Annotated in this window: 21 protein-coding genes and 2 pseudogenes; 7 read left to right on the top strand and 16 right to left on the bottom strand. The window is 67.8% G+C overall.

Annotated features, from left to right (window positions below; translation table 11 throughout):
* Positions 1–4: 4 nt before the first annotated feature.
* From RCP37_RS05380 to RCP37_RS05370, 3 genes are all read right to left on the bottom strand, one after another.
* Positions 5–832 (bottom strand): acyl-ACP desaturase, encoded by an 828-nt coding sequence (locus tag RCP37_RS05380; protein ID WP_308485934.1) that lies wholly within the window; start codon positions 830–832, stop codon positions 5–7.
* Between the two features lie 65 nt (positions 833–897).
* Positions 898–2,172 carry a serine hydroxymethyltransferase gene (gene glyA / locus RCP37_RS05375; protein WP_308486950.1) on the bottom strand — a complete coding sequence of 425 codons (1,275 nt, stop codon included), beginning with the start codon at positions 2,170–2,172 and terminating at the stop codon, positions 898–900.
* 183 nt (positions 2,173–2,355) lie between these two features.
* Positions 2,356–3,552, bottom strand: a complete 1,197-nt coding sequence (locus RCP37_RS05370) for a DUF885 domain-containing protein (RefSeq protein WP_308485933.1) — start codon at positions 3,550–3,552, stop codon at positions 2,356–2,358.
* Between the two features lie 45 nt (positions 3,553–3,597).
* Here RCP37_RS05370 and coaA point away from each other — a divergent pair, with 45 nt between their 5' ends.
* Positions 3,598–4,539, top strand: a complete 942-nt coding sequence (gene coaA / locus RCP37_RS05365) for a type I pantothenate kinase (protein ID WP_046285492.1) — start codon at positions 3,598–3,600, stop codon at positions 4,537–4,539.
* Between the two features lie 342 nt (positions 4,540–4,881).
* Here coaA and RCP37_RS22170 read toward each other — a convergent pair.
* From RCP37_RS22170 to RCP37_RS05350, 4 genes and pseudogenes are all read right to left on the bottom strand, one after another.
* Positions 4,882–5,157: pseudogene (locus tag RCP37_RS22170) on the bottom strand (DUF732 domain-containing protein); the annotation flags it as partial.
* Positions 5,158–5,211: 54 nt separating this feature from the next.
* On the bottom strand, positions 5,212–5,619 hold the full coding sequence (locus RCP37_RS05360; protein WP_308485932.1) for a hypothetical protein: 408 nt from the start codon (positions 5,617–5,619) through the stop codon (positions 5,212–5,214).
* Positions 5,620–5,718: 99 nt separating this feature from the next.
* A complete protein-coding gene (locus tag RCP37_RS05355; protein WP_308485931.1) occupies positions 5,719–7,086 on the bottom strand; it encodes a hypothetical protein in 1,368 nt (455 codons plus the stop codon).
* Between the two features lie 6 nt (positions 7,087–7,092).
* Positions 7,093–7,902 (bottom strand): (2Z,6E)-farnesyl diphosphate synthase, encoded by an 810-nt coding sequence (locus tag RCP37_RS05350; RefSeq protein WP_308485930.1) that lies wholly within the window; start codon positions 7,900–7,902, stop codon positions 7,093–7,095.
* A gap of 79 nt (positions 7,903–7,981) precedes the next feature.
* Here RCP37_RS05350 and trhA point away from each other — a divergent pair, with 79 nt between their 5' ends.
* Positions 7,982–8,692, top strand: a complete 711-nt coding sequence (trhA, locus tag RCP37_RS05345) for a PAQR family membrane homeostasis protein TrhA (protein WP_308485929.1) — start codon at positions 7,982–7,984, stop codon at positions 8,690–8,692.
* A 13-nt stretch (positions 8,693–8,705) separates the two neighbouring features.
* On the opposite strand, the gene RCP37_RS05340 is transcribed toward trhA, so the two are convergent.
* Positions 8,706–9,089 carry a nuclear transport factor 2 family protein gene (locus RCP37_RS05340; RefSeq protein WP_308485928.1) on the bottom strand — a complete coding sequence of 128 codons (384 nt, stop codon included), beginning with the start codon at positions 9,087–9,089 and terminating at the stop codon, positions 8,706–8,708.
* Positions 9,090–9,099: 10 nt separating this feature from the next.
* Positions 9,100–11,106: a thioredoxin domain-containing protein gene (locus tag RCP37_RS05335; RefSeq protein ID WP_308485927.1), complete on the bottom strand. Its 2,007-nt coding sequence runs from the start codon at positions 11,104–11,106 to the stop codon at positions 9,100–9,102.
* Between the two features lie 179 nt (positions 11,107–11,285).
* On the opposite strand from RCP37_RS05335, the gene pstS reads away from it, so the two are divergent.
* Together pstS and RCP37_RS05325 are read left to right on the top strand one after the other, a co-directional pair.
* Positions 11,286–12,395 (top strand): phosphate ABC transporter substrate-binding protein PstS, encoded by a 1,110-nt coding sequence (gene pstS / locus RCP37_RS05330; RefSeq protein ID WP_308486949.1) that lies wholly within the window; start codon positions 11,286–11,288, stop codon positions 12,393–12,395.
* Between the two features lie 12 nt (positions 12,396–12,407).
* Entirely contained in the window at positions 12,408–13,520 is a 1,113-nt protein-coding gene (locus RCP37_RS05325) for a PPE family protein (RefSeq protein WP_308485926.1), read from the top strand.
* 6 nt (positions 13,521–13,526) lie between these two features.
* Here the strand turns inward: RCP37_RS05325 and RCP37_RS05320 are convergent, their stop codons facing one another.
* The 3 genes from RCP37_RS05320 to mca form a co-directional block, all read right to left on the bottom strand.
* Positions 13,527–13,850 (bottom strand): DUF732 domain-containing protein, encoded by a 324-nt coding sequence (locus RCP37_RS05320; protein WP_308485925.1) that lies wholly within the window; start codon positions 13,848–13,850, stop codon positions 13,527–13,529.
* A 156-nt stretch (positions 13,851–14,006) separates the two neighbouring features.
* Complete coding sequence (locus RCP37_RS05315) at positions 14,007–14,315, bottom strand: hypothetical protein (protein WP_308485924.1); 309 nt, start codon at positions 14,313–14,315, stop codon at positions 14,007–14,009.
* Positions 14,312–15,184, bottom strand: a complete 873-nt coding sequence (gene mca / locus RCP37_RS05310) for a mycothiol conjugate amidase Mca (protein ID WP_308485923.1) — start codon at positions 15,182–15,184, stop codon at positions 14,312–14,314. The genes RCP37_RS05315 and mca overlap by 4 nt, the downstream gene beginning before the upstream one ends.
* A gap of 155 nt (positions 15,185–15,339) precedes the next feature.
* Between mca and RCP37_RS05305 the strand changes: the two genes are divergently transcribed.
* Positions 15,340–15,762 (top strand): DUF4307 domain-containing protein, encoded by a 423-nt coding sequence (locus RCP37_RS05305; protein ID WP_308485922.1) that lies wholly within the window; start codon positions 15,340–15,342, stop codon positions 15,760–15,762.
* Positions 15,763–15,883: 121 nt separating this feature from the next.
* Positions 15,884–16,378, top strand: coding sequence for a transcription elongation factor GreA (greA, locus tag RCP37_RS05300; protein WP_308485921.1), 495 nt, complete (start codon positions 15,884–15,886; stop codon positions 16,376–16,378).
* A 31-nt stretch (positions 16,379–16,409) separates the two neighbouring features.
* Here the strand turns inward: greA and RCP37_RS05295 are convergent, their stop codons facing one another.
* The 4 genes and pseudogenes from RCP37_RS05295 to RCP37_RS05280 all read right to left on the bottom strand — a co-directional run bounded on the left by RCP37_RS05295 (position 16,410) and on the right by RCP37_RS05280 (position 20,867).
* Complete coding sequence (locus RCP37_RS05295; protein ID WP_308485920.1) at positions 16,410–17,570, bottom strand: cystathionine gamma-synthase; 1,161 nt, start codon at positions 17,568–17,570, stop codon at positions 16,410–16,412.
* Positions 17,567–18,281, bottom strand: a pseudogene (locus RCP37_RS05290) (RDD family protein). Before RCP37_RS05290 ends, RCP37_RS05295 begins: the two are co-directional and overlap by 4 nt.
* Positions 18,282–18,348: 67 nt before the next feature.
* Positions 18,349–19,743, bottom strand: coding sequence for a cystathionine beta-synthase (locus RCP37_RS05285; RefSeq protein WP_308486948.1), 1,395 nt, complete (start codon positions 19,741–19,743; stop codon positions 18,349–18,351).
* A 71-nt stretch (positions 19,744–19,814) separates the two neighbouring features.
* Positions 19,815–20,867 (bottom strand): alpha/beta hydrolase, encoded by a 1,053-nt coding sequence (locus tag RCP37_RS05280; protein ID WP_308485919.1) that lies wholly within the window; start codon positions 20,865–20,867, stop codon positions 19,815–19,817.
* 182 nt (positions 20,868–21,049) lie between these two features.
* Between RCP37_RS05280 and RCP37_RS05275 the strand changes: the two genes are divergently transcribed.
* Positions 21,050–21,904 (top strand): SGNH/GDSL hydrolase family protein, encoded by an 855-nt coding sequence (locus RCP37_RS05275; protein ID WP_308485918.1) that lies wholly within the window; start codon positions 21,050–21,052, stop codon positions 21,902–21,904.
* Positions 21,905–21,938: the final 34 nt, after the last annotated feature.

Here is a 21,938-nt window from a genome sequence, read left to right as displayed (position 1 = left end):
ATTTTCAGCCGATGACGAACGGCTTCAGATCGGGGTTGGCGGCCAAACCCCAAGCGCTGATTCGGTCGGAGATCACCCGACGCAACTGGTCGGGCCCGAAGATGCCGGCCTCGGCGATTGCGGCCTGCCGGTCGGCGTAGCCCTCGATGTCGGCGCCGACGACCTTGAGCTCGGCGGCCCGGCTCGCGATCGCCGCCACCGTCTCGTCATGCACGAAGTCCAGGCAGTGCGCGACCAGGTTCGCGAAGAACTCCTCGTGACGCTCCTCGTCGTTGGCGATCCGGCCGATCAGTCCCTTGAGCACCGGCTCATCGGTCTTGTCGGCCAGATTGCGGCAGAACTCGGCGCAGGCACGCTCGTAGAAGGCCATGAACACCAACGTCTCGACCTGGCTGTAACGGTCGGCGCGGTAGCCCTTCTGCACGTGCTCCATGCGCACACGCTCGTTCTCGTCGGGGTCGATCTCCCGGGTCACAATGAGGTACTCGCGCAGCGCGATGGCGTGCAGGTGCTCTTCGGCGGTCCACCGGCCGATCCAGCGTCCCCACTTGTCCTCGAGGATGAAGTGCTCGACCAGCTCACGGTGGTAGCCGGCCAGGCTGTCCTTCTCGACGAGCAGGATCTCGCAGGCGTCGGTGATCAGCTTGGGCAGCGTGACCTGCGACGGGTCCCAATCTTTGCCGCCCAGAAACGCGAAGTTCTGACCCTGCTCGAACGGCACGAAGTCGTGCGCGTACCACGGGTCCACCGTGTCGATGTGTCGGACCAAGTTCGCGTCGACCACCGGCTCCAGCTCGCGGATCAGTGCATTAGCAACGGGACGTTCAGCCATGAAAGTAACTGTAACCCGAATTCACACTATCCTGTCAACTCGGGGTACGGCGTGTCAGCCGCCGCCTAGGCGAGCTTCCAGTCCTCCAGGCCGTCGTACAGCGGGAAGTCCTGCGCCAGCTTGGCAACCCGGGCCCGCAGCGCCGGCACGTCAGCGGCCGAACCGTCCGCCAGCGCGGTGGCGATGACATCGGCGACCTCGGTGAACTCGGCGTCGCCGAAACCACGAGCGACCAGCGCCGGAGTGCCCACCCGAAGCCCGGAGGTGACCATCGGCGGCCGCGGGTCGTTCGGGACGGCGTTGCGGTTGACGGTGATGCCGACCTCGTGCAGCAGGTCCTCGGCCATCTGGCCGTCCAGCGGGGAATCCCGTAGATCGACGAGCACCAGGTGCACGTCGGTACCGCCACTGACCACCGAGACGCCGGCCTTGGCCACGTCCGCGGCCAGCAGCCGCTCGGCGATGATCTTCGCGCCGGAGAGCACCCGCTGCTGACGCTCGGCGAACTCGGCCGTGCCGGCGATCTTCAGCGCGACGGCCTTGGCGGCGATGACGTGCATCAGCGGGCCGCCCTGCTGGCCCGGGAAGACCGCCGAGTTGATCTGCTTGGCGAATTCCTTCTGGCCGACGATCAGACCGGACCGCGGGCCGCCGAGCGTCTTGTGCACAGTGGTCGACACCACCTGGGCGTGCGGCACCGGCGAGGGGTGCAGCCCGGCGGCCACCAGCCCGGCGAAGTGCGCCATGTCCACCCACAGCGTCGCGCCGACCTCATCGGCGATCGACCGGAATGCCGCGAAATCGAGGACACGCGGGTAGGCCGACCAGCCGGCGATGATCACCTTCGGCTTGAACTCCAGTGCCTGCGCGCGCACCACATCCATGTCGACGCGGTGCGTGACCGGGTCCACGCCGTAGAAGGCGTTCTCGTAGAGCTTGCCGGAGAAGTTCAGCCGCATGCCGTGGGTGAGGTGTCCCCCGTTGGCCAGGTCCAGGCCCAGCAGCCGGTCGCCGGGCTCCATCAGCGCTTGCAGCACCGCGGCGTTGGCCTGCGCACCCGAGTGCGGCTGGACGTTGGCGAAGTCGGCGCCGAACAGTTCCTTGGCACGGTCGCGGGCGATGTTCTCCACCACGTCGACGTGCTCGCAGCCGCCGTAGTAGCGCCGGCCAGGCAGGCCCTCTGCGTACTTGTTGGTCAGCACACTGCCCTGGGCCTGCAGCACCGCCCGCGGCACGAAGTTCTCCGAGGCGATCATCTCCAGCGTGTCGCGCTGACGGCCCAGTTCCTTGCCGAGCAGCTCGGCGATGTCGGGGTCGAGTTCGGCCAGCGGCGTGGACATGGTGGAGGCGGGGCGGGTGTTCGGTGCGGCAGTCACGCCCTCCAGTTTGGCACGCGGACCTTCACTCGATTGCCGCAGGCCAGCGAACGCTCCCCCGGCGCCGACCGTGCGGATTTATCCGCAAATCACGAGGTCCGGTGTGTAAAACCGCAAATTCGCCCGACCGGCCCGGTCCGGGCGGCGTCAGTCGGCCCGCAACGTCGACGGCGTCAACGGTTCGTCGAGCAGCCGACGAAACCGCTCGGTGAGACTCACCCCGGGCGGCGCGGCGTCCAGCCAGCCGCGCAGTAGCCGGTAGCCCTCCACGTAGGTCGAGGTGTAGGCCCGCCACAGCGGCGAGGACAGGAACCGCAGGCTCTGGCGGGCCCGGTCGTCGGTGACCAGCAGCCAGCGGCGTAGGTAGTCGGCCACCTCGTCGGCGTCGCGATGCTCGTCGTGCAGCATCAGCGCCGCATCCTGCCGGACGTCGGCCAGCGCCGCAGCCGCCTCGGAGATCGCCTCAGCCCGCACACCGTCGAACTGCAGGCCCAGGTCGGCGTAGATCTCCGCAGCCCAGGCACCCCAGCCGGGCCCGACCGCGGCATACAGCGCCAAGTCGGCCAAGCCCTCGGCCATCAGACACTGCGGCGTGTTGACCAGGAAGATGGTCTGCTCAGCCTGGCCGAGCTTTTCCACCAGGCCGGCCTCCTTGCGGCAGTGCTCGGTGTGATGCCCCGGGTAGGACTCATGGGCCACCAGCCGCGGCAGGTTCGACATCAGCTGTTTGAGATCGGCGTTGACCGCCACCGTTGAGCGGTAGTCGCCGCGGTAGTAGTTGAATCCCGACCACGGCTTGTCCGTGACCACCTCGTAGGTGATGGTTTCGGACTCCGGCAGCGGGAAGTCCACCCGCACCCGGTCGCGCAGTGCCGAGGAGAACGCGTGGATGGCCGCTTCCAACCGCTCCGGCGGAATCTCCTCGGCCCGCCGGTGCGCCGCCATCCGCTCGGCCAGCGGACCCGTGCCGCCCAGCGCTTCGTCCAGCCGGGCGTGGGCTTGGCGATAGCGGTCGGTGTCGCCCTTGACGATGTCGACATCGAAGTAGTCGCGGACCTCCTCGACGAAGCCGACCTGCTCCCCGGCGAACTTGCGCCCGGCGCACGCCAGCGCCCGCAGGTGCACCCGCAGGTACTCAGCGCGCGCCGGATCGAGACCTCCGGGCAGCGCCGCGACCAGCTTCTCGGCCTGGCGGGCCAGGTCGGACGGGTTGGGCATCGGCTCGTTCGCGACAAGCCGCTGCAGCTCGGGGTCGCCGGTGAAGGCGTCGACATAACCCTGCTCGATGCGGTCAAAGCGCAGACCGAGCAACAGGTATTCACGGATCAATTCGGCGGGCTCCATACCCGATCAGGCTAACCGTCGCGGCTACTGCAAGACTGTACGGTCATGCGGCGGCTTAGCGAGCCGACTCCCTACGTGGAGTTCGACCGGCGTCAATGGCGGACACTGCGTATGTCTACGCCGATGCCGCTCACCGAAGAAGAAGTCGTCGCACTGCGCGGCCTCGGCGAGCAGGTCGACCTGTTGGAGGTCGAAGAGGTCTATCTGCCGCTCGCGCGTCTGTTGCACCTGCAGGTCGCCGCCCGCCAACAGCTCTTCGCCGCCACCGCGGAGTTCCTGGGTGCCGAGAACGACCAGAATCCCGATCGGCCGGTGCCCTTCGTCATCGGGGTGGCCGGCAGCGTGGCAGTCGGTAAGTCGACGACGGCCCGCGTGCTGCAGGCTCTGCTGGCCCGCTGGGACCACCACCCGCGGGTGGACCTGGTCACCACCGACGGTTTCCTCTACCCCAATCACGAGTTGCAGCGTCGGAACCTGATGCACCGCAAAGGGTTCCCGGAAAGCTACAACCGTCGTGCGCTGATGCGGTTTGTCACCTCGGTGAAGTCCGGTGCGGACTACGTGTGCGCGCCGGTCTACTCACACATGAGTTACGACATCGTCCCCAGCGCCAAGCAGGTGGTCCGCCACCCCGACATCTTGATCCTCGAAGGTCTCAACGTGCTGCAGACCGGGCCGACGCTGATGATCTCCGACCTGTTCGACTTCTCGCTGTACGTCGACGCCCGGGTGGAAGACATCGAGCACTGGTACGTCTCGCGTTTCCTGGCGATGCGCTCCACCTCGTTCGCCAACCCTGACTCGCACTTCCACCACTACGCGGCCCTCAACGACCAGCAGGCGGTGGCCGCCGCGCGCGACATCTGGCGCTCGATCAACCGGCCCAACCTGATCGAGAACATCCTGCCCACCCGGCCGCGAGCGACCCTGGTGCTGCGCAAGGACGCCGATCACTCCATCAACAGGCTGCGCCTGCGCAAGCTTTAGCGCTAGATCGCTAGGGCTGCGTCGCGGTGCCCGGCTGCGGCTGTCCCGGCGGGGGCGCCGGCTCCGGCGGCGGTGGCGGCAGCTCCCCCGCGGGTGCGGGTGCAGGCTCGGGCGGCGGCGGGAAACCGGGGGTGGCGGGAAGTCCGGCGGGGGCGGGAAACCCGGAGGCGGTGGGAAACCCGGCGGGGGCGGGAAGCCCGGAGGCGGCGGGAAACCCGGAGGGGCCTGGTCGGCCGGCGGCGGCCCCTCAGGCCCCGGCGACGGCGGTTCGCCGGCACCCGGCGGCGGCACCGCCGGCGTCGGTGTCGGGTTGGCGGCAGCTGCCAAGGTGTCCGGGCACATTTCACGTTGCGCCCCGTCGATCATGACCTTGGTGACACCGTCGGCGACCTTCGTCCCGAACCGGTCCTTGGCCGGGCGACCCTTCCGCAGGTTCTCGCAGATGATCTTGCCGAACTGCACCGCGCCGGACGGGGTGGTCAGCCCGGGACTGTTCTGGTATTTGAAGCCGTGCGATTCAAGGTAACTGAGGTAGGTCTTCTCGTCGGCCTGCGCCGGCGCCGCGGCGTAGATCAGGATTCCGGGGATCAGCGTCGTCGCCGCCAGCCGCCACTTCATGGGAGTGAACTGTAGACGGTGACGGCCGCAGCGACACGTTGAGTGGGCTGCAAATCAGCCCAGGCGGCGCAGCCCGCGGTACTGCAGCCATCCAATGAACGCCGTGTAGACCGCGCTGATCAACGTCGCCGCGACACCGATTCCGGTCAGCGGCAGCACGCCGGCCTCGACCACAGCGATAGCGGCAACGGTGCACGCCACATTCGCGGCGATCACGGCGATACCTGCGCGACGCAGGTCCGGCAGCGCGGACAGAAAATAGACCACGGCGCCGTAGAGGACACAGAACGCGGCCAGGGCGTATTCGTGTGCCGGGGTCAGGCCCTCTAGCGCCGCCATCGGCCGGGCGGCGATCACTCCAAAGAGACCGACGGCCCCGATGATGGCGGCGTCGGCGCGGAGTGCGAAGCGCAACAGTGAGTCGGTCGAGTCGGACAGGACCGGGGTGGTGATGGCGGTCATGAGGAAACTCCCTTCGAGGGTGGTGCGGACACCCTCGACCTTGCGGCGCAACTGCTGCCACATCGACCCGTGGCACTGCCAAGCACTGCCACACGCAGGTCAGAGAACCGGCGACACCGTCATCCGGCCCCGCAGGTCGGCGGCGATCACTCGGGCCCCGGCGTTCTGCCAGTTGTGCAGCGAACGCTGCGGCACCTCGGTGACCAGCCACTGCCAGGCCTGGCGCGCCGTGGGGTCCAGTCCGGCCGCAGTGGCGTTCTGCGCGTAGGCACGCACGCCGACCACGTAGGGGAAATACAGGGCGTTGTAGTGACGCCACTGCTCGGTGGTGCCGAACTCGCCGCAGTCACGCGGCTTGAGCGCGGCGATCCGGTCGGCCAACAGAGCTTTGAGTTCGTTGGCTCGTTCCAGCGGCGCATCGGGCGCACCGCGGGCGGCCAATCGCTCGTCGATGACCGGTAGCGCGGTCAGCGGGCTGGCGACGAGCTTCGACAGATCACCGTAGTGCCCCAACGCCCGGCGGGTCAGCCGGACGAAGGTCTCCTCATCGAGGTCATCGAGCGGGCCGGTCGAGCGCAGGGCCAGCGCCGCCTCGGTGCCGCGCAACACGGCGCGGTCGGCGCGCAACGCCGGGGAGCGCCAGAACGCCAGCCGGTCCCAGAGCCCGGCCAGCCGGTCGACGAACACCTGGACCTCGATCCCTACCGCGATCGTGGTGAACAGCAGCACCGTCAGCGCGGTCTGCGCCACGGGTTCGGGCCGGGTCAACCACAAGCCGATCAATGCCTGCCCACCCAGCAACGCCGCCATCGCGACGCAGGCAAGAAACGATCGCAACATATCCAGCCGCAGCGCCTGGCCTTCGTCGAAGGCATCCCAGAGCGCCACCGCCAGGCCCAGCAGAAGCACGTCGACGCCGGTGCTGGCCAGCGCGATGCCGCTGGGCACCACGCCCAGCGGGATGATCAGGATCGCGTTGGCCAAGGCGAAGAACAGCGTCGCGACGGCGGCCACCCCAAGCACCGAACCGGGCTGCGCGGGCCGGATCAGCGCCTTGACCATCGCCGCCAAGGTCGATACCGAGATCACCACGAACAGCAGCCAGTGTCCGGCCCCCGGCGGGCCTTCGACGCTGCCGGCCCATGTCGCTCCGACCAGTGCCGCAGCCGCAACCGCGCCGATGAACGTCACGTCGCGCGCGCGGCCGGTCCAGCGATCACACGGCCGGGCCAGTTCCAGCAGCACCGCGAACCAGGCCACCCCGGGAACCACCGCCAGGTAGATCTCCACCCGCCCGAGCAGCACCGGATGCCACACCGCACGGACCGCGTCGGCGGCCACCACGGCGGCGAAGCCGCACAACCCGACCGCGGCCAGCACCAGCACCGGTTTGCGCGGGTCGCGCGCCAACAGGTACATCCCGAGCCACCAACTCAGGGTGAAGACCGCCGCCGACAACACCACCACGGCTCGCTACCGCCCGAATCTCCGGTGCCGCACGCTGTAGTCGCGCAGCGCACGCAGGAAGTCGACCCGGCGAAACGCCGGCCAGTGGGCCTCGGTGAACCACATCTCCGAGTAGGCGCTCTGCCACAGCAGGAAGCCGGACAGCCGCTGCTCCCCGGAGGTGCGAATCACCAGGTCGGGGTCCGGCTGGCCCGAGGTGTAGAGGTTCTCCGAGATGCCTTCGACGGTCACCGCGTCGACGAGCTCCTCGGCTGTGGCGCCGTTGGCCAGCTGCTTGCCGAGCAGGCCACGCACGGCGTCGACGATCTCCTGCCGACCGCCGTAGCCGACTGCGACGTTGACGTGCAGGCGCGAGCTTGCGCGGTCAGGATCGGTGGTGCTCACTGTGCTTTCTACGGCCTCACGCAGCCGACGAGCTGGTTCTTCACCCAGCAGCGCCAGGTCCCCCACGGTGCGCACGCTCCACCGGTTCGCCGGCGCGCAGATCTCCTCCACCACGTCGGTGATGATCTCGATGAGCGCAGCCAGTTCGGCGGGGTCACGCTGCAGATTCTCGGTGGACAGCAGGTAGACGGTGGCCATCTCGATGCCCGCGTCGGCGCACCAGCGCAGCATCTCGGCGATCTTGGCCGCGCCCATCCGGTAGCCGTAGCTGACGTCGTCGTAGCCCGCATCGCGCGCCCACCGGCGGTTACCGTCGCAGAGAACGGCGATGTGGCGGGGCAGGGTCGACCGCGACGCCGCCAAGCCCTGCCGGAGGCGCAGTTCGTAGATCCGGTACAGCGGCTCTTTCAAGCGCGCCGGGATGATTGCCACAAAAACCCAGACTACTGTGATCTCCAAGCACTGACGGGAATCAGTCCGGGATCGATCCGCGTGGAGTTCAGGAAGGCCCATGAGCACCCACACCGACACCATTGCCGAGCCGAATCCGAACGAGCTGCCGGCGGACATCGCCGCGCCGCACACCAAACCGCGGGCACGCGGGTGGATTCACCTCGTGTCGGCCATCGTTGCCGTTATCGCCGGTATCACCCTGACCGCGGTGGCCTGGTCGCTGGCCGGGCTCGAGGCAGGCCTGGCCACATTGGCTTACTCCATCTCGGTGGTGGGCATGTTCGCGGTCAGCGCGACCTATCACCGGATCACCTGGAAGTCTGTCGCCGCCCGAATCCGCATGAAGCGGCTCGACCACGCGATGATCTTCATCTTCATCGCCGGCACGTACACCCCGTTCGCGCTGCTGGCGATGGACCACGGCGCCCAGGAGCGGCTGGTGATGGCGATCGTGTGGGGTGGCGCTTTGGCCGGCGTGGTGCTCAAGCTGTGCTGGCCGACCGCGCCGAAGTGGGTCGGGGTGCCGCTCTACCTGCTGTTGGGCTGGGTGTCAGCGTTCTTCATCGCAACGATCATGCACAACGCCGGTGTCGCGGCGATGGTGTTGCTGGCCGTCGGTGGTGCGCTCTACAGCATCGGCGCAATCATGTACGCGCTGAAGTGGCCGGACCCGTGGCCCACGACGTTCGGCTACCACGAGTTCTTCCACGCCTGCACCGCCGTGGCCGCGATCTGCCAGTACATCGCGATCTGGTTCGCGGTGCTGTAATAGCCGCGCGGGCCTACAGCTGGGTGATGTTCTCCGCCGACCAGTAGGCCTTCATCCCGGCGATCTTGCCCTCGCCGTCGAACACCATCACGTCGATCGGCTCGATACGCATCCGGTGGTCACCGTTGGTGATAGTCAGCGCGAAGTGGAACGCCGCCTCGTTACCGGCGACGCGCAGCGTCACCAGCTCCGACTTGCGGTCCAGCCCGGTGATGGCCGAGTAGAAGTTGCGAATGGCCTGGTGGCCGATGTGCACCTCGCCGCCCACCGGGTCCTCCAGGGTGGCGTCGGACGCGTAGAGCTCGACCAGCGCATCGGCGTCGCCGCCGCCGACCAGCTCGATGTAGCGGTGGACGGTCTCGGTGATGGCTTGTGCCCGCTCAGGTGCGCTCGTCATGTGCCGCACGTTACACGGATGCCGAATCCGCGGGAACCTCAAGGGCAGCAGCCAACTCGGCCGCACTGCGCACCGGCAGGTCGCACACCGGACCCCGGCAGACGTAGGCCGCGTCGGCACTGCCCACCCGGTCTCGTCCGGCGAGCAGCTCGGAGGAGTCAGCCGCTCCGCCGACCACGATCGTCCCGCCGGGGGCCAGCCGGCGCGCCTGCTCCAGCAGTGCAGAGTCCGGGTGCGCGCAGGCCACCGCGATCTGCAGCGGACCGCGCACGGAAGCCTCGGCGATGCCGAGCCAGTGCCCGACCGCGCGGGGTGCCCGCTCCAGCAACGCGGCGTGTGCGGCCAGCGCGTCGGTGGCCGCCTGGCGGTAGCGCTCGCTGCGGTCGGCGGAGACGAGGTGGGCCGCGGTCAGCAGCGCTTCGGTGATCAGTGCCGCGCCCGACGGGGTGGCGCCATCCATCGGGTCGCTGGGGCGCAGCACGAGGGCTTCGGCGTCGTCGGCGCTGTCGAACCAGCGCCCGGGCGAGTCCGGATCGGCGAAGTGGGCCAGTGCGGTGTCCAGCAGGCCGGTGGCGGCATCGAGCAGACTCTGCTCACCGCTGAGCTGGTGCACGCTGAGCAGCCCGGTGGCCAGTGCGCCGTAGTCCTCCAGGATCGCGGCGCTGTCCCCCACCCGGCCGCCCAGGCTGGCCCGCCGCAGCCGGCCGTCCACCAGGTGCAGGTCGAGCAGCTTGCCGGCGCACTCCTGCGCGGCGGCGGTCAGGCCCGGATCTCCCAACGCCACAGCCGCTTCGGCCAGCGCGGTGATCGCCATGCCGTTCCAGGCGGTGACCACTTTGTCGTCGCGCCCGGGCTGGGGCCGAAGCTGCCGAGCGGCCAGCAGCCGCTGACGCACCCGGTCAAGGCGCTCGGGATCATCGGGATCGACCAGAAGCTGCAGCACCGAGGCGCCGGCTTCAAATGTGCCGGTCGCCGTGACCCCGAAAATCTCTGCCGCCCAGGCGCCGTCGTCGGCGCCGAGAACTTCGGTCAGTTGCTCGGGTGTCCACACATAGGTCAAGCCCTCCTGGCCGTCGGCGTCGGCGTCCAGCGACGAGATGAACATCCCATTGTCCGAAAGATCCGCCAGCAGGAATCGCGCCGTCTGCTTGGTCACCCGCGTGGCCAGCGGATCGCCGGTGCGCCGGGCCCAGTGTGCGTAGGCCCGCAGCAGCAACGCGTTGTCGTAGAGCATCTTCTCGAAATGCGGTACCACCCAGGCGTTGTCGACGCTGTATCGGGCGAATCCGCCGGCGAGCTGGTCGTAGATCCCGCCGCGGGCCATCGCCGCGCCGGCGCGTTCCACCGCCTGAAGCGCCGGGCGGGTCGCGGTCCGTTCGTGGTGACGCAGCAGGGTTTCCAGCAGTGCTGACGGCGGGAATTTCGGCGCACCGCCGAATCCGCCGTGGGTGATGTCTTCGTCACGCAGCACTGCGGCCACCGCGGCGTCGCAGAGCATCGCATCCACCGGCGGCCCCTCCCCCGGCAGTCCGGCGGCCATCGAGCGCAGCTCGTTGGCAATGTTGTCCGAAGCCTCCTCGACTTCCCCGCGGCGCTCGTTCCAGGTGGCGGTGATCGCCGAAAGCAGGTTCAGGAACGCGTCTTTGGGGTAGTACGTGCCGCAGTAGAACGGCCGGCCATCGGGGGTCAGGAAACAGGTCATCGGCCAGCCGCCACGCCCGGTCAGCGCCTGGGTGGCGGTCATGTAGATCGCGTCGATATCCGGGCGCTCCTCCCGGTCGACCTTGATGCACACGAAGCCCGCATTCATCGCCGCGGCGACCTCGGCGTCCTCGAACGAGCCGTGCGCCATCACGTGACACCAGTGGCAGGCCGCGTAGCCGACCGACAGCAGAATCGGTACGTCGCGTTGGGCGGCCTCGGCCAGCGCCTCGGGCGTCCACTCCCACCAGTGCACCGGGTTGTCGGCGTGTTGACGCAGGTAGGGGCTGGCGGACGCTGCGAGACGGTTGGCCATTCGTCCACGCTAATCCTGTTCGACATCAGCTGGCGCTGAGACCCACAGCGGACGATGCCCATACAACTCATGACCAGTTCGAAAACGGTTGCTGAATTCTTGAATTCGCCTGTAGAGCACCAATGTTACGGGGCGACACCATTGCTAGCATTCGCCGATGAGACGACCCGAGGGATGTGATTGACATCAATCGACGTGCCGTACCGAGTTTGCTGGCCGCGGGCGCTGCGCTGCTGTCCGGGTGCGGCGGGGGCCATGACGCGACAGCTCCGAGCCACGCGGCACAGGCCCCGGCGTCCGGCGTGGACTGTGGTGGGCACCCGAACCTGAAGGCCAGCGGATCCACCGCTCAGGCTAACGCGATGACGCGGTTCGTCGCGTCGTTCAACCAAGCGTGCCCCGGCCAGAGCCTGACCTACCAGCCGAACGGATCCGGCGCGGGCATCGACGAGTTCATGGCCGACCAAACAGATTTCGGTGGATCTGATTCGCCGCTGAGCAAGAGTGAATACGACCGCGCCCAGCAGCGCTGCGGCGCGCCGGTGTGGAACCTGCCGTTGGTGTTCGGGCCGATTGCCATCGCGTTCCGCCTGGGCGGTGTGGCCTCGCTGAATCTGGACGGCCCCACCGCGGCCAACATCTTCAACGGCACCATCACCACCTGGAACGATCCCGCGATCGCCGCCCTGAACACCGGCACTGACCTGCCCGCCCTGCCGATTCGGGTGGTGTCGCGCAGCGATGCGTCCGGGACCACGGACAACTTCCAGCGCTATCTGGACACCGCCTCCGCGGGCACCTGGGGCAAGGGGGCCGGGCGAACGTTCAACGGCATAGCCGGCCAGAGCGCCCACGGCAACGAGGGCGTCGCCGCGGCCGCCGCCGAGCTCGAGGGGTCGGTGACCTATACCGAGTGGTCGTTCGCGCAGAGCCACCAGCTGGGCATGGCCAACGTCATCACCTCGGCCGGTCCGGACCCGGTCTCGATCAGCGAGGACTCGGTCGGCAAAACCATCTCGTCGGCCTGGTTCCTCCGTGAAGGCAACGACCTCGCTCTGGACACCATCTCCTTCTACCGGCCCAACCAGTCCGGCGCCTATCCGATCGTGTTGGCCACCTACGAGATCGTCTGCTCGAAGTATCCCGACCCGCAGGTCGGAACCGCGGTGCGCGCGTTCCTGCAGAGCGCGATCGGCGACGGCCAGAATCAGCTGTCCGATCACGGCTACGTCCCCATCCCCGATGCGTTCAAGTCGCGCCTCTCGACCGCCATCAGCGCAATCGCCTAAACACCACAGGCCATGCAGTCCGTAACCGCACCCCCCGAGGTCACCTCCGCGCTGGTCCACAACGGACCCGGCGCGAGATCCCTCATCGAGGCGTCGGGCGCGTGGCGACAGCTTGGCACCTACCTGGATGAATACGCCGACGACTATGTCGCCTCACTGTCGTCGTTGGTGGACTCATGGCGCGGCCGTTCCGCGGCTGCGATGGTGCAATCCGCCGAGCCCTACCTGGTATGGCTGCGCGCCACGGCACAGCAGTGCCGTCGCACCGCCGCCTCGATGCAGCAGGCCGCCGCGGCGTTCGAAACAGTCCGCACGGCGGTGGCCCCGACTGCGGCGATCAAGGCCAACCGCACTCGCCGAATGCAACTGCTGGCGTCCAATCGATTCGGGACCAACTCAGCGGCAATCGCGGAGAACGAGAGCCAGTACCTGGGCATGTGGACGAACAACACCGCCGCGATGACCCGCTACCGGGCGGCCTCGGCGCAAGCGACCACACTTCCCTCGTTCAGCCCTCCGGCACCCGCGACAGCCAGCAGCGGAACCACCTCTGCCGATTCAACTTTGGCGTCGTTGGAGTCGTCGCTGACCGCATTCGACCCCAACACCAGCTGGACGGGCCTGGCGAACACCTATGCCAACCAGTTCGTATCGTCCGGATTCCCGATCAACCTGCTCAGCTACCTCGCCCAGAACACCTCGGCGCAGGCGTTGCAGAACGTCAACACCGCCATGGCGCAAGGCCTCGCCGAAGGCGAGTCCGCCTTGATACCGGCGATGCCGCTCGGGGGGCTGGGCGCCTTGGGCGCCGCCGGACTTTCCGAAATGCCCGCGGCGGCAATCGGTGTCGGGGTGAAGGTGGGCCCGCTGACCGCGCCACCCGCCGCGGCGGGGTTTCTGGCCGCGACACAGGCACCGGTCCAGCTGGCGTCGTCGGCGACACCGCTGCCGGCAAGCCAGTCCACGACGTTCGCCGGCATCCCGTCGATCATGCCGCCGATGGTGCCCCCATCGAACTCCGCGGGCAGCGGATGGCGAAAGCGCAGACAGCAGAAGTACGAGGACCTGGAAGTCGGTTTGGAGCTGCGGGGCCCGGTCATGCCCAAGCCGCCGTCTGCGGGCTGAGCTGAACTAGCCGTGGTGCCGCGGGCAGAACGCGCTGACGCTGACCCCGACGAAGAACCCGGCGTGGTAGTCATCGAGCCGGCTGCTCTGCATCACCTCGGACACCACGTCGTTCTTCTGCCGACCGCCGTCGAGCTCGTCGCAGACCTCATGGCCCGCCATCACCGCGGACTGCCCATTGGCGAAGTCGATGCCCTTGGCGTTCAAGGCACCCAGGAAGGTGGTGTCGACCGCGTCGGCGTGCACCGTCGGAATCTTGATGAGGCCGACCAGTAGCACCATCAAGATGATCGGCGATATCGCCAACCCGGGTGAGCGATCTGCGAGCATGGCCAACCCCGAACCTTTCTCCCAAGCCGCGGTTCAGGGCAATCATCGCACGCAGCGCTAGGGTCGGCGATAGCCGCGATACCGGCGAAACCCGAAGGGGCAAAGGTTAATCCGGCAGTCGCATACGCGAAACCCGGCGTTGGGGAGCTGTTAGCGCTACGACTGCTGAGGCGGCGATCCCGACCCGTCGTCGCCCGGGACGTCGCCGGGAGAAGTGGACCCGACGGTCCCCTCGTCGGCGGCTTGGTCGGCGCCTGGGTCGTCGCGGTCGAACGATTCCGGCAACTTCTTGAGCTGCCGGTTCATCGACCACACCAGCGCGAATGTGCCGAGTATCAGCAGCACGATGACCAACAGCCCGAACGGGCTGGCCTTACCGAAGTCCGGCCCGGTGTCGCGCGGCACGCCATCCGCCACGATGTCGTCTGCCGCCATCCACAGCACCGTCAGCACAGCATGGTTCATCCGTTGTCCTCGATCCCGGCGAACAGGTCAGTCTCCGGCAGAGTAACCGGCACCCGGGACCGAGCCAGCTCGAACTCCTCGGTCGGCCAGAGCCGCTGCTGCCACTCGATCGGCGCGGCGAAGAAGTCGCCGTTGGGGTCGATCTGCGTGGCGTGCGCACGCAGCGCGTCATCACGCTGGCTGAAGTAGTCGGCGCATTCGACGCGGGTGGTCACCCGGTCGGCAAACACGTCGTGGTCGGGCTGCCAGTGCTCGAGCCATTTGGCGAACGGGCCCACCTCGCCGTTGCGGGCGAACTCGTCCTGCAACAGCTGCATTCGTTGCCGTAAGAACCCGTGGTTGTAGTAGAGCTTGGAAACGGACCAGGGCTCACCGGCCTGCGGGTAGCGGCGGTGGTCGCCGGCGGCCTCGAACGCGGCCACCGACACCTGATGGCAGCGAATGTGATCGGGGTGCGGGTAGCCGCCGTTCTCGTCGTACGTGGTCATCACGTGCGGACGGAACTGTCGCACGGCCCGCACCAGCGCTTCGGTGGACACCTCCAGCGGCACCAGCGCAAAGCAGTCCTCGGGCAGCGGCGGCAGCGGGTCGCCCTTGGGCAGGCCGGAGTCGATGAAGCCCAGCCAGTGGTGCTCGACCCCGAGGATCTCGGCGGCCTTCGCCATCTCGTCGCGCCGGACCGCGGCGATGCGACCGTGCACATCGGGCAGGTCCATCGCGGGGTTGAGAATGTCGCCGCGCTCGCCACCGGTCAGGGTCACCACCATCACCCGGTGCCCAGCGGCCGTGTAGCGGGCCACCGTGGCCGCACCCTTGCTGGACTCGTCATCGGGGTGGGCGTGCACCGCCATCAGTCGCAGTCCACTCATGCGCACATTCCCCGTTCCCTCCAGGTTCCTCCTGCCGGAACCCCGGACCGGACGCCTATAGTTCCAGATGGTTTCCGGCCCCCATCGTTACACCACCTGCGGCGGGCGCGGTAATCGCTCCCGAATCCACCGTTGACCATGGGACACACCTCACGATGACCGACCCCAAGCCGGCCCGATACGGGGATACCCGAGGCAGTGCCCTGCCCCGTCGGTTACTGGCGATCGCCCTGGGCGCGCTGGCGATCGCCACTGTCGCGGCCATCGCGGTAGTGGGCTACCAGCGCTTTGCAACCGCCGAGGTCAAGGGCGAGCTGTACGGCTACGAGGTGCTCGACGACCAGACGGTCTCGGTTAAGTTCAGCGTGACTCGATCAGACCCGTCGACACCCGCGGCCTGCATCGTGCGGGTCCGATCCAGCGACGGCAGCGAGACTGGCCGCCGTGAAGTGCTGATTCCGCCGTCGGAGTCGGCCACCGTACAGGTGACCACGACCGTGAAATCCTCCCAGCAACCTGTCATGGGCGACGTCTACGGTTGCGGCAGCGACGTCCCCGATTACTTACGATCGCCATGATGCCGCGGTGGTACCCTGTACGGATACACGGTTCCAGCTGGGACCGTGTATTGCTGCATTAGAACGATGTCGCCCCGCTGCCCGATGGCGCCGGATCCGACGACACAAGGAGCACAGTGAGATGACGGACACCCAGGTGACCTGGTTGACGCAGGAGTCACACGACCGGCTCAAGGCGGAGCTTGACCAGCTGATCGCGAACCGCCCGGTGATCGCCGCGGAGATCAACGACCGCCGCGAAGAGGGCGACCTGCGCGAGAACGGCGGCTACCACGCCGCACGTGAGGAGCAGGGCCAGCAGGAGGCCCGCATCCGGCAGCTGCAGGAGTTGCTCAACAACGCCAAGGTCGGTGAGGCTCCGACGCAGTCCGGCGTGGCATTGCCGGGCTCGGTGGTCAAGGTCTTCTACGACGGCGACAAGTCCGACACCGAGACGTTCCTGATCGCCACCCGCCAGGAGGGCGTCAGCGACGACAAGCTCGAGGTGTATTCACCGAACTCGCCGCTTGGCCACGCCCTGCTGGGCGCCAAGGTCGACGAGGAGCGCAGCTACACGGTGCCCAGCGGCAAGACCGTCAAGGTGACCCTGGTCAGCGCGGAGCCCTACCACTCCTGAGCCCCCGAGCCCCGCTTCGGGGCTCGTCGCTTTAGTCCAGCGCCTGCTTCAGGTCGGCGATCAGGTCATCGATGTCCTCGATGCCCACCGACAGGCGCACCAGGTCGTCGGGAACCTCGAGTTGCGAACCCGCCGTCGACGCATGCGTCATCGCGCCGGGTAGTTCGATCAGCGACTCCACCCCGCCCAGCGACTCGGCCAGGATGAAGATCTCGGTTCCGGCGCACAGCTTCTCGGCGGCGGCTCGGCCACCACGCATCCGAACCGACACCATGCCGCCGAACCCGCGCATCTGCGCCGCGGCGACGTCGTGGCCGGGATGCTCCGGCAGACCCGGGTAGAGCACTCGACTCACCGCAGGATGCCCGTTGAGGAATTCGGCGACGGCGGCGGCGTTCTCGCTGTGCCGCTGCATCCGCAGCACCAAGGTCTTCAGGCCGCGCAGGGTCAGATAGGCATCGAAGGGGCCAGGTACGCCGCCCGCCCCGTTCTGCAGGAACGCGAAAGCCGCGTCGAGTTCTTCGTCGTCGGTGACCAGCGCACCGCCCACCACGTCGGAGTGGCCGCCGATGTATTTAGTGGTCGAATGCAACACCACGTCGGCGCCCAGCGTCAGCGGCTGCTGCAGCGCGGGCGAGGCGAAGGTGTTGTCCACCAGCACCTTTGCGCCGGCTTCTTTACCGATGGCCGCGATGCCCGCGATGTCGGCGATCGACAACAGCGGGTTGGTAGGAGTCTCGACCCAGATCAGCCTGGTTTTGTCGGTGAGCGCCCCGCGAACCGCGTCCAGGTCGGACAGCGCCACCGGGGTATGCGCCACACCCCACTGGGTGAAGACCTTGTCGATCAGCCGGAAGGTGCCCCCGTAGGCGTCGTCGGGAATGATCAGGTGATCGCCGGGGCGCAGGATCGACCGCAACGCGCAGTCCGTGGCGGCCATCCCCGAACCGAACGCCCGACCGAATCGGCCGCGCTCGACCGCAGCCAGCGCAGTCTCCAGCGCGGCCCGGGTCGGATTGCCGGTGCGCGCGTACTCGAATCCGCCACGCAGGCCGCCGACGCCGTCTTGGGCGAAGGTGCTGCTGGCGTAGATCGGTACGTTGACGGCCCCGGTTGCCGGGTCCGGACGGAACCCGGCGTGGATCGCCGTGGTGGATAGGCCCGTATTGCTGTGGGGTTGCTTCTGACTCAACGGATCGGCAAGCAGACGGTGGTCATGATCTTGTCAGCGATCGTCTGGCGTTTGGCGTCCCACAGCGGGAACAGGTAGCCGATGCACAAGATCGCGCCGTCGATGATGTGTGCTAACTGGCGCACGATCGACATCCCGAACCCGATGGGCTGGCCGGTGGCTTCGGAGACCACCTTGAACTTCAGCACCGACTTACCGATGCTCGATCCGGTGGTGCCCTGCCGATAGCCGAAGTTCCAAATCCCGTAGGCGAGCGCGGCCAGCCAGCCGACGAACATCAGCGCCGCCCCGGTGCTCGACGGCGTGACCGTGCAGGCGAATCCGTCGGAGCTGGTGATGCATTCCTTGTCGGCGGTGGTTCCGGCAATCATCGACGGAATGCCGTAGAGCACCAGGATCGGCAGGAAGTCGACGAAGTAGGCGCCGACGCGAGTCAGCCATGAGGTGTAGGCCTCTTGCGGCAGCTGGCCCACCGGGTTTCCGACCGCACCCGGATACGCGCCGTAGCCCGGAGGCGGAGGCGGGTAGTTGCCCGGCGGCGGCGGGGGTAGTTCCCGGGAGGCGGGGGCGGGTAGTTGCCCGGCGGCGGCGGGGGTAGTTACCCGGAGGCGGCGGGTAGTTGCCGGGAGGCGGCGGGTAGTTGCCCTGCGACGGGAAGTCACCGGACGGGGGTGGGTAGTTGCCTTGCGGGGGCGGCGGAAAGTCGGTCATCTCCACCCTTTCGGGTCGTGTCGGTGAACGGTCCAAACGCTACCGCAGGACAGTGAACGTCAACGCCTTATCGGCGGCGTGGCCCGTCGGACAAAAAGCCCAACAGGTCGTGGCGAGTGATGACGCCCACCGGTTTGCCGTCCTCGACCACCATCACCGCGTCGACCTCGGCCAACGTGGTGGCGGCGACGCCCACGACCTCGCCGGATCCGATGAGCGGCAGCGGCGGTCCCATGTGCAGCGACACCGCGTCGGCAAGCTTCGCGCGACCCTCGAACACCGCGGAGAGCAGGTCGCGTTCGGACACGCTGCCGGCCACCTCTCCGGCCATCACCGGCGGCTCGGCGCCGACGACGGGCATCTGCGACACCCCGTACTCCCGCAGGATCCCGATGGCGTCGCGCAGAGTCTCGGCCGGATGGGTGTGCACCAGGTCCGGCAGCACCCCCGCCTTGGCCCGCAGCACGTCGGCGACCGTGGGTTGCACCGTCGAACCGTCCAGCCGCGAGCGCAGGAACCCGTAGGACGACATCCAGGAGTCGTTGAACAGCTTCGACATGTAGCCGCGTCCGCCGTCGGGCAGCAGAACGACGACAAGTGAGTCGGGGCCGGCTTTGACGGCGGTCTCGACGGCCGCCACCACCGCCATCCCGCAGGAGCCGCCGACCAGCAGCGCCTCCTCCCGGGCCAGACGCCGGGTCATGTCGAACGAATCCGCGTCGGAGACCGCGATGATGCCGTCGGGGATGCTCGGGTCGTAGGCGGCCGGCCAGAAGTCCTCGCCGACTCCTTCCACCAGATACGGCCGGCCGGTACCGCCGGAGTACACCGAGCCTTCGGGGTCCGCACCGATGATCTGCACCCGGCCGTCCGACACCTCTTTGAGGTAGCGGCCGGTGCCGGTGATGGTGCCGCCGGTTCCAATCCCGGCGACGAAATGGGTGATCTGGCCGTCGGTGTCGGCCCAGATCTCCGGGCCCGTGGTCTCGTAGTGACTCTCCGGGCCTGCGGGGTTGGAGTACTGATCCGGCTTCCAGGCGCCGTCGATCTCCTCGACAAGCCGGTTGGAGACGCTGTAGTAGCTGGCCGGGTCGTCCGGCGGTACCGCCGTCGGGCACACCACCACTTCGGCGCCGTAGGCCCGCAATACGTTCTGCTTGTCCTCGCTGACCTTGTCCGGGCAGACGAACACGCACTTGTAGCCGCGGCGCTGGGCCACCAGCGCCAGGCCGACGCCGGTGTTGCCGGAGGTGGGTTCGACGATGGTGCCCCCGGGTTTGAGCGCTCCGCTGGCCTCGGCCGCGTCGATCATCTTCACCGCGATGCGGTCCTTGGAGCTGGCACCCGGGTTGAGGTACTCGACTTTGGCCACCACCCGGCCGGCGCCGGGGGGAACGATCGAATTCAGCTCGACGAGTGGGGTGTTGCCGATGAGTTCACTGATGTGGCTCGCTATCCGCATGCCTGCCATCGTCTCAGGTTATTTGGCCGGGCGGATCAGCGAGGCTCGACGGACCTCATGAACCCAGCGGTTCAACCGGTGGCTTCCCGGATGTATTCGCCGATCTGGCGCAACGAGCGGGTTGCCTCCGGCACGAACGGGGCGGCGATCTGGAAGACGTGAATCTGGCCGGGCCACACCCGCAGCTCCACCGGTACACCGGCAGCGGCGAGCACGTTGGCCCCCAGCCGGGCATCGTGCAACAACACCTCGGAGCCGGAGACGTGGATCAGGGTGCGTGGAAGTCCCGGCCGGACGTGCTGCAGCGGTTCGAGGACTTCACTGCCGTGGGTGCGGTCGCGGCGGGCCGCCGCTTCCACCAGTTCCACCAACGCGTCAAATGCCTTGGGCGGGAACATCGCACCGGTGTGGATGTTGGGGTGCGCCTTCTTGGCTTCCTTGGCGATCTCCAGCAGCGGCGACATCGCGACGATCGCGGCCGGCACTTCCTCGTCCCCTTCGTCCAACAACCGCTCGGCCAGCGCCAGCGACAGGTAGCCACCGGCCGAGTCGCCGGCCAGCACGATCTGATCCGGTTCGTACCCCTGACGGCGCAACCAGCGGTAGCCGTCGTAACAGTCGTCGACCGCGTCGGCGATGGAGTACTTGGGGATCATCCGGTACTCCACCACCAAGACCGGACTGTCGGCGTACTTCGACAGCTTCGTGACGAGCCGGCCGTGGGTGTTGGCCCCACAGGTCAGAAAGGCCCCGCCGTGCATGTAGAGCACGACGCGACGGGTGCCGTCGGCGGGCAGAACACCGGCAGCGCGCACCATCTGCGCCTTGCAGCGCGGCAGCCGGATGGTCGCGCGGATGGTGCCCGGCGCCGGCAACATCGCCTTCGCGGCGAAGTCGAGCAATCCGAACGGCCACGGCATCCGCGGAAGGTAGCTGCCGACCGAGAGAACCGGCCGAATGGTGGCCCGGGCCGCCAGCCACGCCATCCGCCCCTCGACGCTGGTCGACTCCTCGGAAACCTCGACAGGCAGCCCGTCATGACGGCCGTAGCGATAGGGTCGCGGACTGGGGTACAGGCGGGTTCGAACACGTAACGAGCTGGGAATTGTGTCGGGTGCGGTCATGATGGACACTCCCTCCAGCCGGCCCGGGCCGGCACAGCCAACGCGGTACCACTTATCGTCACACGCGAAAAATTGAGAAGAAATCTTATGATTCGTTCCGATACTGCATCGGGTCCGCTTCGTGACCATATTTGTTTGCTGCGCTCAGGTGACATGGGCGTCCTTTCCCTAGAATCACCGACATGGCGATCGGGGCAACGCGACGTTCGGCGGTAACGCTGGCCACTGCGGGCGTGTTCGCTTTCGTCGGCAGCCTCTATCTGGGTGTGCGCAATCTCCTGGCGGGCCAGGCCGACCGGGCCCGTCAGACGATCCCCAAGGCTTGGGATCTTCCACCGCGTGCTGACGGTTTATACGGTCCCGACGACGCCGAAGTTCAGCCTTTTCACCGCGGGGCGAATGTCGATCTGCAGCTGATGGTTTTCGGCGACTCCACCGCGACCGGCTATGGCTGTCGTTCGGCGGCAGAGGTTCCCGGCGCACTGATCGCCAGAGCACTGGCGGAGCGCACCGGCATGCGGATTCGGTTGAGCACGAAGGCAATCGTGGGCGCCACCTCCAAGGGCCTGGCCGGGCAAGTGGACGCGATGTTCGTCGCGGGTCCGCCACCGGACGTCGCGGTGATCATGATCGGCGCCAATGACGTGACCGCACTGCACAGCATCGCCGGCTCGGTGCAGCGACTGCGCGCCGCGGTGAAGCGACTGCGCGCCAGCGGTGCGGTGGTGATCGTGGGCACCTGTCCCAAGTTCGGGGCGATCAGCGCGATACCGCGGCCGCTGCGCTGGGTCGCCCACGCCCGGGCGTGCCAACTGGCCCGGGCGCAGACCCTGGCGGTCAAGGCAGCCGGCGGTATCGCCGTGCCCTTCGCCGACTTCCGGGCACGGGAGTTCCATGACAGTCCCGGCCTGCTGTTCGCCGCGGACCAATACCACCCCTCGGCTGCGGGTTACGCCCTGGCGGCGGGCCAAATGATCCCGGCGCTCTGCGCTGTGCTGGACCGGCCCGATTCCCGCACGGTGGCCACTTCGGGCTAGATTCGGCTCTATATACCCGATCTCAAGGAGCCAG

The sequence above is a fragment of the Mycolicibacter sp. MU0102 genome (assembly GCF_963378105.1).
Lineage (GTDB): Bacteria > Actinomycetota > Actinomycetes > Mycobacteriales > Mycobacteriaceae > Mycobacterium > Mycobacterium holstebronense.
This window is presented reverse-complemented; position numbering and strand designations above follow the sequence as displayed.

Excerpts from the sequence above, each read along its gene's own strand:
- greA (WP_308485921.1), top strand. The coding sequence starts at position 15,884 with ATGACGGACACCCAGGTGACCTGGTTGACGCAGGAGTCACACGACCGG.
- RCP37_RS05275 (WP_308485918.1), top strand. The coding sequence starts at position 21,050 with ATGGCGATCGGGGCAACGCGACGTTCGGCGGTAACGCTGGCCACTGCG.
- RCP37_RS05305 (WP_308485922.1), top strand. The coding sequence starts at position 15,340 with ATGACCGACCCCAAGCCGGCCCGATACGGGGATACCCGAGGCAGTGCC.
- RCP37_RS05320 (WP_308485925.1), bottom strand. The coding sequence starts at position 13,850 with ATGCTCGCAGATCGCTCACCCGGGTTGGCGATATCGCCGATCATCTTG.
- mca (WP_308485923.1), bottom strand. The coding sequence starts at position 15,184 with ATGAGTGGACTGCGACTGATGGCGGTGCACGCCCACCCCGATGACGAG.
- RCP37_RS05360 (WP_308485932.1), bottom strand. The coding sequence starts at position 5,619 with ATGACCGCCATCACCACCCCGGTCCTGTCCGACTCGACCGACTCACTG.
- trhA (WP_308485929.1), top strand. The coding sequence starts at position 7,982 with ATGAGCACCCACACCGACACCATTGCCGAGCCGAATCCGAACGAGCTG.
- RCP37_RS05280 (WP_308485919.1), bottom strand. The coding sequence starts at position 20,867 with ATGACCGCACCCGACACAATTCCCAGCTCGTTACGTGTTCGAACCCGC.
- RCP37_RS05285 (WP_308486948.1), bottom strand. The coding sequence starts at position 19,743 with ATGCGGATAGCGAGCCACATCAGTGAACTCATCGGCAACACCCCACTC.
- RCP37_RS05335 (WP_308485927.1), bottom strand. The coding sequence starts at position 11,106 with ATGGCCAACCGTCTCGCAGCGTCCGCCAGCCCCTACCTGCGTCAACAC.
- RCP37_RS05370 (WP_308485933.1), bottom strand. The coding sequence starts at position 3,552 with ATGGAGCCCGCCGAATTGATCCGTGAATACCTGTTGCTCGGTCTGCGC.
- RCP37_RS05325 (WP_308485926.1), top strand. The coding sequence starts at position 12,408 with ATGCAGTCCGTAACCGCACCCCCCGAGGTCACCTCCGCGCTGGTCCAC.
- glyA (WP_308486950.1), bottom strand. The coding sequence starts at position 2,172 with ATGTCCACGCCGCTGGCCGAACTCGACCCCGACATCGCCGAGCTGCTC.
- RCP37_RS05340 (WP_308485928.1), bottom strand. The coding sequence starts at position 9,089 with ATGACGAGCGCACCTGAGCGGGCACAAGCCATCACCGAGACCGTCCAC.
- RCP37_RS05380 (WP_308485934.1), bottom strand. The coding sequence starts at position 832 with ATGGCTGAACGTCCCGTTGCTAATGCACTGATCCGCGAGCTGGAGCCG.
- RCP37_RS05315 (WP_308485924.1), bottom strand. The coding sequence starts at position 14,315 with ATGAACCATGCTGTGCTGACGGTGCTGTGGATGGCGGCAGACGACATC.
- coaA (WP_046285492.1), top strand. The coding sequence starts at position 3,598 with ATGCGGCGGCTTAGCGAGCCGACTCCCTACGTGGAGTTCGACCGGCGT.